At 63.8% G+C, this 15,232-nt stretch carries 15 protein-coding genes; 7 read left to right on the forward strand and 8 right to left on the reverse strand.

All coding sequences use genetic code 11. The annotated features are described in order from the left end of the window. Positions 1-160: 160 nt before the first annotated feature. Together AABA84_RS13130 and AABA84_RS13135 are read right to left on the reverse strand one after the other, a co-directional pair. The gene (locus AABA84_RS13130; protein WP_338312247.1) at positions 161-964 is read right to left on the reverse strand and encodes a hypothetical protein; all 804 of its coding nucleotides are present in this window, start codon (positions 962-964) and stop codon (positions 161-163) included. A 219-nt stretch (positions 965-1,183) separates the two neighbouring features. Beyond that, complete coding sequence (locus AABA84_RS13135) at positions 1,184-1,807, reverse strand: TetR/AcrR family transcriptional regulator (RefSeq protein ID WP_338312248.1); 624 nt, start codon at positions 1,805-1,807, stop codon at positions 1,184-1,186. Between the two features lie 120 nt (positions 1,808-1,927). Between AABA84_RS13135 and AABA84_RS13140 the strand changes: the two genes are divergently transcribed. Further along, complete coding sequence (locus AABA84_RS13140; protein ID WP_338312249.1) at positions 1,928-2,902, forward strand: alpha/beta hydrolase fold domain-containing protein; 975 nt, start codon at positions 1,928-1,930, stop codon at positions 2,900-2,902. Between the two features lie 135 nt (positions 2,903-3,037). Here AABA84_RS13140 and AABA84_RS13145 read toward each other — a convergent pair whose 3' ends face one another. After that, positions 3,038-3,277 (reverse strand): hypothetical protein, encoded by a 240-nt coding sequence (locus AABA84_RS13145; RefSeq protein WP_007611067.1) that lies wholly within the window; start codon positions 3,275-3,277, stop codon positions 3,038-3,040. A gap of 417 nt (positions 3,278-3,694) precedes the next feature. Between AABA84_RS13145 and AABA84_RS13150 the strand changes: the two genes are divergently transcribed. Both AABA84_RS13150 and AABA84_RS13155 read left to right on the forward strand, forming a co-directional pair. Continuing rightward, positions 3,695-4,666: an SDR family NAD(P)-dependent oxidoreductase gene (locus tag AABA84_RS13150; RefSeq protein ID WP_338312284.1), complete on the forward strand. Its 972-nt coding sequence runs from the start codon at positions 3,695-3,697 to the stop codon at positions 4,664-4,666. A gap of 250 nt (positions 4,667-4,916) precedes the next feature. Next, positions 4,917-6,032, forward strand: coding sequence for an alpha/beta hydrolase family protein (locus tag AABA84_RS13155; protein ID WP_338312250.1), 1,116 nt, complete (start codon positions 4,917-4,919; stop codon positions 6,030-6,032). 110 nt (positions 6,033-6,142) lie between these two features. Here the strand turns inward: AABA84_RS13155 and AABA84_RS13160 are convergent, their stop codons facing one another. Then, entirely contained in the window at positions 6,143-6,649 is a 507-nt protein-coding gene (locus tag AABA84_RS13160) for a MarR family winged helix-turn-helix transcriptional regulator (RefSeq protein WP_212244845.1), read from the reverse strand. A gap of 403 nt (positions 6,650-7,052) precedes the next feature. On the opposite strand from AABA84_RS13160, the gene AABA84_RS13165 reads away from it, so the two are divergent. Next, positions 7,053-8,609, forward strand: a complete 1,557-nt coding sequence (locus AABA84_RS13165) for a porin (RefSeq protein ID WP_212244843.1) — start codon at positions 7,053-7,055, stop codon at positions 8,607-8,609. Positions 8,610-8,929: 320 nt separating this feature from the next. On the opposite strand, the gene AABA84_RS13170 is transcribed toward AABA84_RS13165, so the two are convergent. The 3 genes from AABA84_RS13170 to AABA84_RS13180 form a co-directional block, all read right to left on the reverse strand. After that, a complete protein-coding gene (locus AABA84_RS13170) occupies positions 8,930-9,472 on the reverse strand; it encodes a GcrA family cell cycle regulator (RefSeq protein ID WP_338312251.1) in 543 nt (180 codons plus the stop codon). A gap of 72 nt (positions 9,473-9,544) precedes the next feature. Continuing rightward, a complete protein-coding gene (locus AABA84_RS13175) occupies positions 9,545-9,742 on the reverse strand; it encodes a hypothetical protein (RefSeq protein ID WP_007603456.1) in 198 nt (65 codons plus the stop codon). 200 nt (positions 9,743-9,942) lie between these two features. Further along, complete coding sequence (locus AABA84_RS13180; RefSeq protein WP_212244839.1) at positions 9,943-10,884, reverse strand: acetamidase/formamidase family protein; 942 nt, start codon at positions 10,882-10,884, stop codon at positions 9,943-9,945. A gap of 185 nt (positions 10,885-11,069) precedes the next feature. On the opposite strand from AABA84_RS13180, the gene AABA84_RS13185 reads away from it, so the two are divergent. Genes AABA84_RS13185 through AABA84_RS13195 form a run of 3 tightly spaced genes read left to right on the forward strand, consistent with a single transcriptional unit; the run spans position 11,070 to position 13,850 of the window. Continuing rightward, complete coding sequence (locus AABA84_RS13185) at positions 11,070-11,819, forward strand: YdcF family protein (protein ID WP_212244837.1); 750 nt, start codon at positions 11,070-11,072, stop codon at positions 11,817-11,819. A gap of 60 nt (positions 11,820-11,879) precedes the next feature. Then, positions 11,880-12,662: a DUF169 domain-containing protein gene (locus AABA84_RS13190; protein ID WP_212244835.1), complete on the forward strand. Its 783-nt coding sequence runs from the start codon at positions 11,880-11,882 to the stop codon at positions 12,660-12,662. Between the two features lie 9 nt (positions 12,663-12,671). Further along, positions 12,672-13,850 (forward strand): saccharopine dehydrogenase family protein, encoded by a 1,179-nt coding sequence (locus tag AABA84_RS13195; protein WP_212244833.1) that lies wholly within the window; start codon positions 12,672-12,674, stop codon positions 13,848-13,850. A gap of 110 nt (positions 13,851-13,960) precedes the next feature. On the opposite strand, the gene AABA84_RS13200 is transcribed toward AABA84_RS13195, so the two are convergent. After that, positions 13,961-15,157 carry an FAD-dependent monooxygenase gene (locus AABA84_RS13200; protein ID WP_338312252.1) on the reverse strand — a complete coding sequence of 399 codons (1,197 nt, stop codon included), beginning with the start codon at positions 15,155-15,157 and terminating at the stop codon, positions 13,961-13,963. Between the last annotated feature and the right edge of the window lie 75 nt (positions 15,158-15,232).

Consider the following 15,232-nt stretch of genomic DNA (forward strand, 5'->3'; position numbering starts at 1 on the left):
CTCGGATCTAGAGCATGTCATCTGGGTCCCCTGAATTCCGAGGGTGCCAAATTACGGTGGTAATTGGTCATTTCCTCAAGCCTCGAACTTAGGGCCGAGCCTCGGTCTGCGCTGATCTGCTCGTTCCTAAGCACCACCGCGCTAACAGTTCCTGGAGAACTCACCAAATTCGAGCGTCGATTATGTCTATCTTAAAATTCTTCATGCCTTTTCGGTATACCATCAGTGGACCCATATCGAAGGCGTATGTTGCCCCCGGAGCGACGTTGCGGGTGCTAGCTGGCCACCCGTCGATGGTGTCAATGACACTACCCTTTCCGTCCTCTGCAGTGATCTTGATCTGAGCGCCCGCGCTAAGAGCGCAATTATTCCTCAGCTTCCCCGTAAGCTTCAAAGTTGGACACGATGATTGCTTGCAATCGTCAAAGACCTTTGAGGAGAATCCTTCCACCACGAAATCGGAAGCACGGCACGTCTTGGAAGTGACAGACTCGACCTTTGAGGGGACTACGACGGCTACCTTCTGTTGCTCAGAGTGGGCTGTGGTACTGCTCGGTGCCTGGAAATCATGGACGCCAGTTACGATCAATACGCCTGCAATGCCGAATACGATCAATAAGGTAAGCACCTTCCCAAAGGAAATTGGCCGATTTTGCCGTCGCTCATTGTCCAACAGACGGCCGACCGGCGATTCAGCCTCGATAGCCCGGGCGGCAGCCATGCTGCGTTCCATTCGCGTGAAGCGCTCTTCGCTCCGACGAGCTTGGGCCGCAATGGCAGCAAATATCCAAGCGATGACCCATGCGAAGATTCCGCCCGCGAATCCAACTACCGGCAAGATCCCAACTAGCGAAAAGCAGCAAAATACAAGCGATAGAAATTTCCAGACGCCACCGCGTCCGCCTAGTGAGACAATGAAAGGTAGAAACGCAAGTATCGCGGATACAATGAGTATGCCTTCCATAATTGCCTCCCTCAGTAGCATGCTATCCAAGCGCAACTCGCGCTTGAATTCAATCGGAGGGCAATCGTTTGCTTAGCCTCTGTTCCTGCCGAACCGTCCGCGCCCAACCGATCACGCGCTTGCGACGGCTATCGAAGCGGCAATGGCAATAGTGTCGGCTTCGGACTTATGGTTGTCTTTCCGAAGCGAATTGCTTGAGCAACTCAGCGGCGTCGACCCCTACCTCAAATACCCCACCACCAACCGCGTCGTCTCGTCCACCAGCGTCCGCACCGTCTTCTCCGACAGCATCTCGGCCCCGTGCAGCACCATGTTGTGCGCGATTGCCTCGATCGTGCTGACGCAGATGAAGGTCGCGACATCGAGGTCGACCTTGCGCATCTCCTTGCGGCGGCTTTCGAGATAGGCGCGCACCAGGGTCTGGATCTCTCGGTTGTAAGCTTCGACGTCTTTGAGCTGGCCGGTGCGCGGGATCTGCTCGGCGAGCACGTGGTGTAGTTTCGGGTTGATGCGGTGGGCGTCGATCGCGACGGTGACGAGTTTTCGCACGGCCTTGTCGATCGGCAGGTCGGCGACTTCAACGAGCGCGGTGCGGACGATGCCCATGATCTCCTCGTTGTGTCGGTCGATCACGGCGGCGACGAGCGCTTCCTTGCTCGGGAAGTATTGGTAGAGCGAGCCGACGCTGACGCCGGCGATTTCGGCGATGCGGTTGGTGCTGGCCTTCTCAAAACCTTCGCGGACCAGAATGCGAGCGGTCGCCTCGACCAGAGCGTCGATGGTGGCGCGCGATCGCGCCTGCGAGGCATTTTTCCGGGGTTTTGTCGGCGGTTGGCGAGCCACGATCTTGTGATCCGAATGCGAGTAGGAAAAGCGAGCGAATGCTCGCATTATATCGGCAGGTGGCGGCGGGTCGGCAAGCCCCTTGTCGCCGTTTCGAAAGAGCCAGATGGGGATGTGGCCATGAGCGTTGCCAGACTAGTGTCGGCCTTGCAGTTCTGCCCGGGCGGTTGCGTGTTCGGTCCACCGGCCCGGCGCGATCCCGCCCCAAGCCTGCAAAGCCGCGCCTTCAACATGCTGCTCGCCCTGCTGCCCTACAAGCAGCAGCTCGCCTCCGTCGAGGCCGTGAAGGTGCATGTGCAGAAGCTCGCCTTGCAGCCGGCCTCGTTCGAGCCGACGGGGCTTGGTCGTGACGTCGAGGCGACGCTGACCAAGATGGGTGGCTGGCCGGTCTATTACACCGCGCCGTCCTCGGGCTTCGAGGACTGCAACTACGTCATGTTCCTGCACGGCGGCGGCTTCATCAACGAGATCGCGCCGCCGCATTGGCGCTTCATAGGCCAGATGACGCGCAAGGCGCGCGTGTCGTGTGTCGTGCCGATCTATCCGCTGGCGCCGCGCGCGACTGCCAAGGACGTCGTGCCGGCGACGGGCGAGCTGCTGCGGATGCTGCTGGAAGACGCCGGATCCGCAAAGGTCACCGTGGTCGGCAACTCGGCCGGCGCAGGCCTCGCGCTCGCCGCGTGCCAATGGCTGCGCGATCGCGGCCACCGGCAGCCGGCGCGGCTGGTGCTGATCTCGCCCGCGGCCGATGCGTCGGTCAGCCGTCCCGAGCAAACCGAGATCGCCGCGCGCGATCCGATCCAGGACATTCCGGGAATCGTCGAGGCGGGGCGCCTCTATGCCGGCGAACTCGATGTCGGCCATCCCTTCGTCAGTCCGCTCAACGGAGCCTTCCGCTTCCTGGCGCCGATGACGATCTTCTCCGGCACGCGCGATCTGCTTTACCCTGACAGCGTTGTTCTGGCGGCGCGGGCGAGGGCGGTGGGTGTGCCTGTCGATCTGCATCTGCTGCGCGAGCAGCCGCACAATTACGCGCTGATGCCGACGCCGGAGGGGCGGCGCGCGCGAGCGATCATCTTGCGGGCGGTGGCGTGATTGGAGAGGCGTGTGACCGTGGTCACAGGGCGGCGCCGCCTCGCTGGGGCTGGCGCTAGCGGCCCGCGGAGGGACAAGCGGCCCCCGGGCGTTTCCTCGTATCCGTCGTCTTCGGATCAGTCGTCTTGCGGGGCCTTAGGCGTGGCCCTTGATCTCGTAATGGCCGGGCACGCATTTGTACCGATCCAGGCGCCAATTGGCGTGATAGATCGGATGCTCGCCCATCCATTTCGCGAGCGGCGCCTGTGCGCCGATCGCACATTGCATCATCGACATCTCGGGCGTCATGTTGCTGTCGGTCACGATTTCCTCGATGCAACTGCCTGAGCTGGCTGCACTCAGCCGGCAGAGCACGGCAACGACGGTCACGAACATTCCTGTCACCTCATCGGTAGTTTCAGACCACGAAGAGGATGCAAGCGGAGTGCCAGAGCCTGTGACACGCAAACAACACGCTGGCCTGGCCGACTCGACCCAGCGTCCCGAGTCCATTTGGTGATTCGGATTGTAAAAAAATTGCCCATAAACCGAAGCCGGACAAATACGGGAACCGGGCCCGTAAAGCCCCGGTAATGGCCTGGCGCTGCGCGGCGGCGATTCGCGGGCGTTGCCGTCAGACGAAGCCGGCCGCGCGTCAAAGCGGCGGAATAGTCCATCCGCCGAAATAATCGATGTCGAACATGGCTGCGCGCCGCTTTTACCTGCGGATGCGGCGCTGCTACATGTCGTGCGCGCGCCAGTGAGTGCGCGATGACGAAGAAACATACCGACAAGGGAGGGGCCGAAAGTCCCATGAAGGATTTCGCAGGAAAGATCGCAGTCATCACCGGCGGCGGCACGGGAATGGGACGAGAGCTCGCGCGGCAGCTCGTGGCCGAGGGCTGCAATGTCGCGATGTGCGACGTCTCCGAGGCCGCGATGGCCGAGACCAAGCGGCTCTGCGAGGTCGAGAAGCTGCCGCAAGGCCTGCGCGTCACGACGCATGTCGCCGACGTCTCGATCGAGGATCATCTCAAGCGCTTTCGCGACGAGCTCGCCGAGCAGCAGAAGACGGACAGGATCCATCTCTTGTTCAACAATGCCGGCATCGGCGGCGGCGGCAGCCTGTTCACCAACACGCGCGAGCAGTGGGAGCGCACCTTCAACATCTGCTGGGGCGGCGTCTATCTCGGCGTGCGCACCTTCCTGCCGATGCTGGTCGCCGCGGACGAGGCCCACATCGTCAACACCGCGAGCGTCAACGGCTTCTGGGCCTCGATCGGGATGGGCCAGGCGCACACCGCCTACAGCTCGGCCAAGTTCGCGGTGAAGGGATTTACCGAAGCGCTGATCAACGACCTCCGCCTGCATGCGCCGCACGTCAAATGCTCGGTGGTGATGCCCGGCCACATCGGCACCTCGATCGTCTCCAATTCGCGCAAGGTGCAGAGCGCCGACGGATCGGAGCGGCTCAATGCCGACGAGGTCGCGCTGACCCGCAAGCGCATGGTCGCGGCCGGCGTCCCGGATGCCGACAAGATGTCGGACGACGACATCCAGGCGGTGTTCGCCGAGCGCGCCCGCAGCTTCCTCGAGGATGCACCAACCACGGCGGCACAGGCCGCGACGATCATTCTCGACGGGGTCAAGGCGGAGCGCTGGCGCATCCTCGTCGGCGAGGACGCCAAGCGACTCGACGAACGCGTGCGTGCCACGCCGGAGCAGGCCTATGATCGCGCCTTCTACGAAAGTTTTACGCAGGAGGTCGGCTGGCGGCTCGGTTGAGATCGCCTCCAGGGCGCGCCGATATAGGTATGATCATCATCATGGCAAGAGGCGTGCAGGTATTTGTACGTGCCACCTCCTGCCAATGATCATCGCCTTATGACGAATTGGAATGTCACGCATGCGAGGGGGCCGTTTCGTTCAAGCGATGGTGATCTCGAACGGCTCTCATTCGGTGCACCGCTGCTTGGTCGGTAAACCGAAATAGTTTACTCAATTGGGGGTAACGCGATGATAGAGCGTAGCTCCGATGATACCCGCATGCCTCTCCGACGACTGGATCCTCTGCCCGGAGCGGGAGGACATCTCCGCTGAATTCACCCGGCTCTTGACCGCGGCCCAGGAGGGCGGCGCCACGATCGCCGAATGCCTGATGATCGCGCGGCAGCTGAAGCGGGGCGACGACAAGTCCTGGCATCGCGAGTGGAAGAGGCTGGCGCAGGCCAATCGGCAGCGCGCCGAGGCCGCGTTCGCCGAAGGCCACATGGCGAGCGCGCAGCGCAACTGGTTGCGCGCCATGAACTACTATGGTGCGGCGGCGATGCCGCTCGACCCGGCCGACGAGCGCCGCTGGGTTGCGGTGCTCGCGATGCAGGAATGCGCTCGCCGCTACCTTTCGGCGCGCGGCCCCGCCGGCGAGGTCGTCACCATCCCCTGGCTCGACGGACACGCGCTGCAGGGCTATTTCCTTCCCTCGCCGTCGGGAAGCGGGCGGGCTCCGACCGTGATCTGCATCGGCGAGCCCGGCCATCGCAAGGAGGAATTCCTGTTCAAGCTCGTGCCGCATGCGCGCGAGCGAGGATTCTCGATGCTGGCGCTCGACCTGCTCGGCGACCAGCGCGACGACTATCTCGACGTGCTGCTCCGGCGCCGGGATCTCGAGAGCGCGATTCCCGGCGTCATGGACTATCTGGAGACGCGGGGCGACATCGATTTCGCCCGGGTCGGGATCATTGCCGACGGCTGGGGCTCGTCCTTCGTGGCGCGCGCGGTGTTGCAGGAGCCGCGGCTTGCCGCCGCCGTCTGCGACGGCGGCCTGTGGGACCTGCACGAGCGGGCCTTCTTTGCCAGCCGGTTCGCGATGAGCGACGTCAGCATCGTGCCGGTGCCGCATGCACCGCTCATGGCCTCCAGCGCCGACTGTCCGGTGCTGATCACGCTCGGTGAGGACGGCTGGCTCAAGGCCGACCGGGCGCGCCAGATCGTCGAGAGCTCCCGGCTCGCCAGCTCGGATGTCATGCTGAAGGTGTTCACCGCGGCGGAGACCGGCGCGGCGCAGTCCCATGCGGACAATCCGAGCCTTGCCAACGAATACATCTTCGACTGGCTCGAATCGCGGCTCGGCGCCGCCGCTCGGCGGATCTGAGCCCAAGCCCTAAGGCATGATCCGGAAAAGTGCGCAGCGGTTTTCCGAGAAGGTCAGGCTTAAACGACAACCCAAAGCGCGATGACGATTCATCCTGATCTCATCGCGCTTTAGAAGTCGAGCGAGATCCGGACGCAGGCTTTCTGGAGGCGGTTCTTCAGCGTCGCGAGCTTTGCGGTGAATTCCGTCAGCTCGTTCTCGTCGAACTCCTGGAAGACGAATTCGCGGATCGTCTTGTACTGCTCGTTGAGGCTCGCGATGTGCTTCTGGGTCTTGTCGGTCAGGGACAGCCGGACCACCCTGGCGTCGGTCGGCGAGGGGCGACGGCGGAGCAGGCCCTTCTTTTCCAGCAGCTTGGACTGGGTGGTGACGAAGGACGGATCGACGTGGAGGAGCTTGGAGACCACGTTGACCGGAATGCCGTCGTCTTTGTCGAGGTCGGAGATGGCCATCAGGATCAGCCATTGCGGGCCGCTGATGCCGAGCGTCTTCGCCCAGAACTGACGCAGCTCCTCCAGATACATGTTGATCGACGATATCTCCCAGGTGAAGCGCCTGATGATATCCAGGTTGCCGATCGAGCGCAGGCGCGCTCCTTCTTTCCTCGTCGCGGACACAGCGTCACTCCCGTGAACCGATTGTTCAGGCCGGTGTTCGTGGAGGGCCATAGTCCACGCAAGCCTGCTCTGACGCAAGTGCAGAGCAGGCTATTTTTGTCACGAAAACTACAAAGATGATCAGCTCAGCGATTCGCCCGGCCCGCGGTGTTGCGCGCGGGGCACAGGCTCGGCGGAAACCGGAAACCTGACTTAATAAAGTATTTTGATTAGCGAACGACGCGGGCATATTGGCCCGTGACGGTGGGGGGTACTCGATCGTCCCGTTGCAGGTGGTTCGCTCACGTTTCTCGCGTCGAAAGCGGGGGGTGTCCGAAAGCGGCCGAGCGGATTGATAGAGACGGGGATCTTGGGGGGCCTCACGGTCCGGTCTCCGTAAAATGAGCAACTTGGAGGTTTTAAGATGAAAGTGGTGAAGAGCCTTTTGCTCGGCACTGCGGCGGGTTTGATCGCCGTCGGGGGAGCCCAGGCGGCCGATCTTCCGGTCAAGGCCAAGGCAGTCGAGTACGTCAAGATCTGCTCGCTGTACGGCGCGGGCTACTACTACATCCCGGGCACCGACACCTGCATCAAGCTCGGCGGCTATGTGCGTGCCGAAGTGGCGCTCAACGCCGGCGGTAACTACAGCGCCCAGTACAACGGCGTGTTCGCGGGCAACAACCGCCTGAACAACTACTACTCGATGCGCGCTCGTGAAGATCTCAACATCGACACGCGCACCTCGACCGAATACGGCGTGGTCCGCACCTATTTCGACGCGGTCTTCACCTGGACGACCGGCAGCTATGGCGGAACGGGTTCGGCCACCGGTGCGACCCAGTACAGCGGCACGATCGGCCTCAACGCGGCCGGCACCGGCCTCACCGGCTCGAGCGGCGGCAATATCAACGGCACTGACGGCAACCTCTCGGGCGGCGCGCTCGGCGTCTACTACGCCTTCATCCAGTTCGCCGGCTTCACCATGGGTAAGGCGGTGTCGCAGTTCGACGCGCCCTGGATCAACTATCCCGGCAACAATTTCGACCAGCTCGTCGGCGGCAGCGGCAGCACCAACGGTGTGGCGCAGTTCACCTACACGGCCGATTTCGGCCAGGGCGTCACGGCGGCGTTCTCGGCGCAGGACCAGACGCAGGTCTACCAGACCAGCCTCTGGAACACGGCCGGCATGTCGACCACCGGCGTGCTCGGCGGTGCGTACGGCTCGAACGACATCGGCGGCAGCCGCTCGCCCGACCTCGTCGCGATGGTTCGCGTCGATCAGGCCTGGGGTCTGTTCCAGGCGTCGGTCGCTGCGCACGACAACCATGTCGCCTATTACGGCGCCTCTGAAGCCACGGGTCATCCCGAAGACAAGTGGGGCTGGGCCGTTCAGCTCGCCTTGGGCATCAAGAACATCCCGACCGGCGCAGGCGACGTGATCAACATCTCGGGCGTCTACACCGAGGGCGCGAGCCGCTACAACTTCCAGGAGCTGGCTGCGACCAGCTACTCGATGTTCGGCAGCTCGAACGCCGCTTATCAGAGCATCGGCTTTGCCGGCGTGTCTGACGCGGTGTTCGCTCCGGGCGGCCAGCTCGAGCTGACCAAGACCTACGGCTTCCGGGGTGCCTACACCCACAACTGGAGCCCGTACTGGAACACGGCGCTGTACGGCGCGTGGGCTGCGGTCAACTACAGCGGTACCGCGAAGGGCCTGATCTGCGGCAGCGCGGCGTTCGCCACCCTGACCGGCACCTGCAACCCGGACTTCAACATCGGCCAGGTAGGTGTCATCACCCGTTGGACGCCGGTGAAGAACCTGACCTTCTCGGCTGACTTCACCTACAGCCACCTCGACCAGAAGTATTCGGGCGTGATCACGACCGGAGCACTGACGGGCGTCGCCAAGCCGGCGGCGACCTACGAGCTGAAGGATCAGGACACCTACAGCATGCTGCTGCGCGCCCAGCGCAACTGGTAAGCCCAAGGTCTATTGCGATCCGACACGGCCCCGGCGGGACACCGCCGGGGCCTTTTTTGCAGGGCCTTCGGAAATCCGAATAGCCCGTGCGGAAGGCGAAGACGAGCTATGCGATTCCGTCGGCCCCGATTTATTTACTTACATGAGTTACTAAGCTATATATCTCTCAGCCAAATACGAAAGTTGCGGCTCTTAGCTTCACGCTAAGCCTCCAGAAACCTCCGGCGATGCCCCGCCGGAGGTTTTTCGTTTTTGGGAGGCATAGCGTTTTCAAGCGAAGTGGATACCGGTTCGCGTCAAGAAAGCGCGTCAGACGGATGCTAACCGCGCATCATTCGGGCGCGTGAATTCGGCCGGTAGGCGAGGCGGCTGTGGCCGGCGCAATAGGGCTGACCGTCGGGTGCGGCGTTGCCGCAGAAGCAGAAATCCTCGGCGCCCGGTGTCGAGATCGGCCAGCGGCAGCGGTTCTCGGCAAGCTCCATCAGCGAGCAGCGATTGGCGTCGTCGATCGGACCTGTGGCCACGGGTGTGTCGGTGTCGCCATAGATCGTGGCGAGCATCTCATACTGCAGCCGCGGCACCGCTCTCGGCGCCCGCGCCGGCCTGTCCTGAACCTTGCGGTCGTCGATGGTGCGGCCGCGCGTGAGATTGAGGCGGGACAGCTTGCCGATCACCGCGTTGCGGCTGACGCCGATGTCGGCGGCGATCTCGCGGCAGGAGAGGCCGGCCTCGAAATGCTGCTTCAGAAGTTCGATGCGCTCGTCGGTCCAAGTTTTTGAGGAATAAGTCCTCGCGGAATAGGTCGTCGAGGAAGACGTCGGCGCAGAACAGGTCGGTGAAGAGGTTGGTGAGAGAACAGGCATGTGTCGCGGTCCCAGGTTGCAGATGTGGCCATCCGCCTTCCGAGATCCGTCCGCCTCGCATTCGGCGCGCGCTCACGTTCTGCCGTTGTCGCGAATCGACAAAAGCCCGTCCTTGATGGCGAGACGGATGCCTTCCTCGATCAAGGTACGTGCGACGCCGGGAACGCTGGTGCCGTGGGTGCCCTGTCTCACCAGCTTCTCCAGGTAGGTGATGGTCGAGAGCGCCAAGGTTACGGGAATACGGTCAGTCTCGGCTTTTTCGGTGGCCATGGCCCGAACGCTAGCCTCTTACTCGGGTACATAAAAGTAACGATTAAGACTCTATTTAGGTTCGGGGGTGGAAGTCAAATGCAGCTTGGGCCTGACGCTTAGCGTGTTGGAATCGCACGGGAAAATAGCCGCAGCTCGGCGCGCCGCGCGAAGCATCGGGCGGCGGCGTGGCGTCGACAGGTCAGGAGGTGCGGGCCGGCTCAGCCGTGCACGATCGCCTTTTCGATCATGCAATGGATGCCCTTGGAGCCGTTGACGGTCTGGGTCACCCGCAAATCTGCCGCCAGGCTGCACAACGTGTAGGCGTCCTCGCGCGACAGGCCTCGCCGCTCGCCGAGCAGCGCGATCATGTCCCGCAGCGCGCGCACGACGCACTGGTCGAGGTCGGGGTCCATCGCCATGGTCATGTAGTGGGTCGCCGTCTCGGCGCGGGGATAGTCGAACTTGAGGTCCTTGCGCAGCGTCAGGCGAAAGCGACCCTGCAGCGCGGTCTCGATCGCGGTGACGCAGACCTCGCCGTCGCCCTGCACGCCATGGCCGTCGCCGCAGGAGAACATCGCGCCCGGCACGAACACCGGCAAATAGAGCGTTGCGCCGGCGCCGAGCTCCTTGTTGTCGAGATTGCCGCCCATCGCGCGCGGGATCAGCGAGGAGATGCGGCCCCAGCCGGGGGGCGGCGACACGCCCATCACGCCGAAGAACGGCTTGAGTGCGAGGTCGAGGCCCCACGGCATGCGGCCAGTCATCCGCGTCCGGTCGAGCGGGATGTTGAGGATGCGGGTCTCGTGGAAATCGTCGGGCAGGGTGCCGGACAGCGGCTTGATCATGTTCCAGCCCCAATCCTGCCGGAGCTGGACGTCGAGGATCTCGACCGCGAGCACGTCGCCGGGCTCGGCGCCTTCGACCGCGATCGGGCCGGTCAGGATGTGGCCGGGCAGCATGCGCTCGTTGTTGGCATGAACCTCGAACATTTCGGGGGGAATGTGAAACTTGTCGCGGTCGGGCAGCATGTCGGGGCCGCCGCTGATGGTGTCGACCGTCACCTCGTCGCCGCTTTGGATCGTCAGCACGGGCTTGAGCGCGGCTTCGAAGAAGCCCCAATGGCAGGTTTTGGGGCTGGAATGCAGGTGGTGATGGGTCATGTGCCGCGTCCGGTCGCTTTCATCAGGCCGGGCTTGACCCGGCGATCGATCCTCTTTCAAGAAGATTTCTGAAGATCGCCGGGCAGGTCAAGCCCCGCGCGGACCGGCCAGTTCATTCCAGCGAGGCTCCCCTGTTTTTCGTCCTGTCCAAGACGCTCGGCACCGCGCTGCTGCCGATCAACTTCATGGTCGAGCTCGGCATCCTGTCGCTGGTGCTGATGGCGACGCGCTTTGCCGCGCTCGGCCGCAAGCTTGCCGTGACCACGCTGGTGCTGCTGGCGCTGGCGGCGTTCTCGCCGCTCGGCAATCTCCTGATCTATCCGCTGGAGTCGCGCTTTCCGGCGTGGGACCCCGCGCGCGGCGCGCCCGACGGCATCATCGTGCTCGGCGGCTCGGTCGACACCGATCTGTCGGCGGCGCATCGCACGCCGGTGGTTGCGCACGCCGCCGATCGTCTGTTTGCGCCGGCCGAGCTCGCGCGCCGCTATCCGAATGCGCGCATCGTGTTTACCGGGGGGACGGCGAACCTCGTCTCCACTGATGCCAGGGAAGCGGATTACTCCGCGCCGATCCTGGAAAATCTGGGCATCTCGAAAGAGCGCCTCGTCCTGGAACGCAGCTCCCGCAACACCTGGGAGAATGCGATCTTCACGAAACAGCTGATGACGCCGAAGCCGGGCGAGCGCTGGCTTCTGGTGACATCGGCCTTCCACATGCCGCGCTCGATGGGAATCTTCCGCAAGGCCGGATTTGACGTCGAGGCCTATCCCGTGGATTGGCGGATGGGCGGGCGTGACGATCTCTTCTCCTTCACCAACATGGGCGCGGACGGGCTGGGCCGAACCGAAGTCGCGGTGCGCGAGTGGATCGGGCTGGTGGCCTACCGCCTGATGGGCAGGACCGGCGAGTTGCTTCCGGGACCGGGCAAGGACTAGAACGAGAGCTGCAAAATAAGAACACAGCGCCGGCGCACGATCGCCGGCCCGGAGGAAGCCATGCAACAGCAGAGTGCAGACAGCATCGATCTTGGCGGCCTCGTCGCCGATCTCAACAGCCTGCTGCGGCTGAAGACGAACGTGATCGGCATGAAGCTGTTCGCGCAAGCGGCAGAGATGGAGGCGATCCCGAAAATCCGGCGGCCGAACGCGATCCATACCACCGACCAGATCGTCAGCATGGCCGCACGGCTGGGCTGGACCGTCGGCATCACGGCCGATGACCTCGTCGGCGCGCAATGCCGCGCGGTGATCGGGCTCGCGCCGCAGGACGAGAAATGGCTCGCCGGCGAAAATTACGTCGGGGTCTGGCACGGCACGGCGGAGGACGCGCGCAAGCGCCAGGAGGCGCTGGACGTGGTTCCGTTCGGACACTATCAGGCGCTCGCCGTCAGTCCACTCGCCAGCGGCCGGCTCGATCCGCCCGATATCTGCCTGGTCTATGCGACGCCGGGGCAGATGATCATCCTGATCAACGGGCTGCAATATACCGGCTACAAGAAGTTCGAATGGGGCGTGGTCGGCGAGACCGCCTGCGCGGATTCCTGGGGGCGGGCACTCAAGACCGGGGAGCCCAGCCTGTCCTTGCCATGCTATGCCGAACGGCGCTATGGCGGCGTGCCGGACGAGGAGATGCTGATGGCCTTGAAGCCTTCGCATCTCGCCAAGGCAGTTGAAGGCATGAAGGCGCTGGCCAGGAACGGGCTGCGCTATCCGATCCCGCCCTATGGCATTCAAAGCGACGTCCGTGCCGGCATGGGCGTGAGTTACGCGAAGAAGTAAAGGCCGATCATGAGCTCTGCGAAATTCGACATCGTCGTCTACGGCGCCACCGGTTTCACCGGCCAGCTCGTCGCCGAGTATCTGGCGACGCATTACAGGGACGACAAGGCGCTGACATGGGCGATGGCGGGCCGTAGCCTCGACAAGCTCAAATCGGTGCGTGATGCGATCGGAGCGCCCGCGGATACGCCGCTGATCGTGGCAGATGCGTCGGACGCGGCCTCGCTGAAGGCGATGGTGGCGCAGACCAGATCGGTGATCACGACGGTCGGTCCGTACCAATTCTATGGCGAGGATTTGCTCGCGGCCTGTATCGCTGCGGGCACGGACTATTTCGACCTGTGCGGCGAGCCGGTCTGGATGCGCCAGATGATCGACAAGTACGATGCGGCGGCCAAGGCGAGCGGCGCGCGCATCGTGTTTTCCTGCGGCTACGATTCCGTGCCGTTCGAGCTTGGCACGTTCTTCGTGCAGGAAGAGGCCAGGCGCGTGTTCGGCGCGCCGGCCGCGCGCGTCAAGGGCCGCGTGCGCGACATGCGCGGCACGCTGTCCGGCGGCACCGCGGCGAGCGCGAAAGCGACTTTCGATGCGGTCGCCAAGGATCTCAGCCTCGTCACCATTCTCAACGACCATTTTGCGCTGACGCCCGGATTTACCGGTCCGAAGCAGCCAAAGGGCAACAGAGCGGCTTACGAGGAGGATCTGCAATCCTGGGCCGCGCCGTTCATGATGGCACTGATCAACACGCGCAACGTCCATCGCTCCAACATGCTGATGGGCTTTCCCTACGGCCGCGAGTTCGTCTACGACGAGATGGTCCTGACCGGTCCCGGCGAGAAGGGCGAGGCCAACGCGAAGCGCGTGATGGCGGTCAATGCCGAGAAGACCGGCCCGAATGCGCCGAAGCCGGGCGAGGGGCCGTCGAAGGAAGAGCGCGAGAACGGTCTGTTCAACCTGCTCTATGTTGCGATCGCGCCCGACGGCCGCATGGTCCGCGCCGGCGTCACCGGCGACCGCGATCCCGGCTACGGCTCGACCTCGAAGATGATCTCCGAATGCGCGATCTGCCTGCTGCGCGACGCCGCGGACGTTCCGGCCGGCTTCTGGACCCCGGGCGCAGCGATGCAGCACAAGCTGATCAAGCGGCTGCAGGACAATGCGGGGCTGACGTTCAGGGTGGAGGGCTAGCTCGGTGCCGTAGAGTGGGCAAAGGCGCAACGCGCCGTGCCCACCATTGTCCCGATTGGAGAGAGATGGTGGGCACGCTGCGCTTTGCCCACCCTGCGGCACCGTCTCTGTTACACCGCCCGCGCATCATACGCGTACATGAACTCCATGCTTTTCGATCCCAGCGGCAGCAGCCATTTCAGCATCTGATTGCGGACCCACGCGCCGGTGGCGCTGAATTCGCGCTTGCTGTTGCCGTTGCGGCGCGCCATCGCGACGATCTTCTCGGTGCGCGGGCGGCGTTCGGCCTCGAAGGCCTGGAAGGTGGCGCCGAGCTCCTGGCCCTCCTGCATCAGGCGGGCAAGCCGCATCGCATCCTCGAGCGCCAGCGAGGCGCCCTGGCCGGCATGGGGGCTGGTCGCATGCGCGGCGTCCCCAATCAGCAGCGAGCGCTTGCGCGACCAGGTCGGCAGGGTCGCGACGTCGAGCGTGTCGGTGACCACGATGTTCTCGGCGGCCTCGATGATGCCGGGGATCGGATCGTGCCAGCCGCGGTGGAAGCCGCGCAGATGCTGCTTCAGCGTCGACGGGTCGAGCGCGCGGAACATCGCGGCGTCCATGCCGTGCGCGGGCTGCGTGCTCCACCACATCACGCCGTCGTTCGGATCGGGGCTACAATGGCCGTAACCGAAGAAGCCGCTCTGGCCGAACGTGGTTTCGACGTGCCGGCCGATCGATCTGCCGTCGAGCACGGCGTGCGGCACGAAGCCCCCGAAGCCGATCAGTCCGGTGTTGAACGGCTGCGGTCCGTCCGGCACCACCTGTCGGCGCGTGATCGAGTGCACGCCGTCGGCGCCGATCAGGAAGTCGCCTTCGGCGGTGGTGCCGTCGGCGAAATAGGCAATGATCGGCTGGTCGCCGCGGTCCTCGACCTTGATCAGGCGCTTCTCGAAATAGAGCGAAACGCAGGCGCACCAGGCCTTGTCGACAAGCATCTCGTTCAGCGCGGCGCGGCAGACGTTCACCGCAGGCTGGCCGAAGCGCCGTTCCATGTCGCGATTGATCGAGCCGAGCCTCGCGCCGCCCTGCGAATAGAAGTCGAAGGCCTCCGCGACCGAGCCGCGGCTGATCAACTCGTTCGCCAGCCCGATCTCGTCCATCACATGCATGCCGTTCGGCGCGATCTGAAGGCCGCCGCCGATGCCCTTCGAATAGGGCCAGGCCTCGTAGATCGCGGACTCGATGCCGGCGCGGCGCAGCAGGATCGCGGCCACGGGGCCGGCAATGCCGGCGCCGATGATCAGGGCCTTGCGGGGTCGATAGGACATGGCTTGCTCCCGACGTTTCCGTGGTGCTAGGAGGAATTACGGTTGCTAAATCTCTTAGTTACTAAGATATATATC

The organism is Bradyrhizobium sp. TM239 (assembly GCF_036247985.1).
Lineage (GTDB): Bacteria > Pseudomonadota > Alphaproteobacteria > Rhizobiales > Xanthobacteraceae > Bradyrhizobium > Bradyrhizobium ottawaense.

What these genes read in the sequence shown, in the direction of transcription:
- AABA84_RS13190 (WP_212244835.1), top strand. Translation starts at nt 11,880, where the DNA reads ATGCAACAGCAGAGTGCAGACAGCATCGATCTTGGCGGCCTCGTCGCC.
- AABA84_RS13180 (WP_212244839.1), bottom strand. Translation starts at nt 10,884, where the DNA reads ATGACCCATCACCACCTGCATTCCAGCCCCAAAACCTGCCATTGGGGC.
- AABA84_RS13170 (WP_338312251.1), bottom strand. Translation starts at nt 9,472, where the DNA reads ATGCCTGTTCTCTCACCAACCTCTTCACCGACCTGTTCTGCGCCGACG.
- AABA84_RS13145 (WP_007611067.1), bottom strand. Translation starts at nt 3,277, where the DNA reads ATGTTCGTGACCGTCGTTGCCGTGCTCTGCCGGCTGAGTGCAGCCAGC.
- AABA84_RS13165 (WP_212244843.1), top strand. Translation starts at nt 7,053, where the DNA reads ATGAAAGTGGTGAAGAGCCTTTTGCTCGGCACTGCGGCGGGTTTGATC.
- AABA84_RS13185 (WP_212244837.1), top strand. Translation starts at nt 11,070, where the DNA reads ATGGTCGAGCTCGGCATCCTGTCGCTGGTGCTGATGGCGACGCGCTTT.
- AABA84_RS13195 (WP_212244833.1), top strand. Translation starts at nt 12,672, where the DNA reads ATGAGCTCTGCGAAATTCGACATCGTCGTCTACGGCGCCACCGGTTTC.
- AABA84_RS13175 (WP_007603456.1), bottom strand. Translation starts at nt 9,742, where the DNA reads ATGGCCACCGAAAAAGCCGAGACTGACCGTATTCCCGTAACCTTGGCG.
- AABA84_RS13140 (WP_338312249.1), top strand. Translation starts at nt 1,928, where the DNA reads ATGAGCGTTGCCAGACTAGTGTCGGCCTTGCAGTTCTGCCCGGGCGGT.
- AABA84_RS13150 (WP_338312284.1), top strand. Translation starts at nt 3,695, where the DNA reads ATGAAGGATTTCGCAGGAAAGATCGCAGTCATCACCGGCGGCGGCACG.
- AABA84_RS13155 (WP_338312250.1), top strand. Translation starts at nt 4,917, where the DNA reads ATGATACCCGCATGCCTCTCCGACGACTGGATCCTCTGCCCGGAGCGG.
- AABA84_RS13130 (WP_338312247.1), bottom strand. Translation starts at nt 964, where the DNA reads ATGGAAGGCATACTCATTGTATCCGCGATACTTGCGTTTCTACCTTTC.
- AABA84_RS13200 (WP_338312252.1), bottom strand. Translation starts at nt 15,157, where the DNA reads ATGTCCTATCGACCCCGCAAGGCCCTGATCATCGGCGCCGGCATTGCC.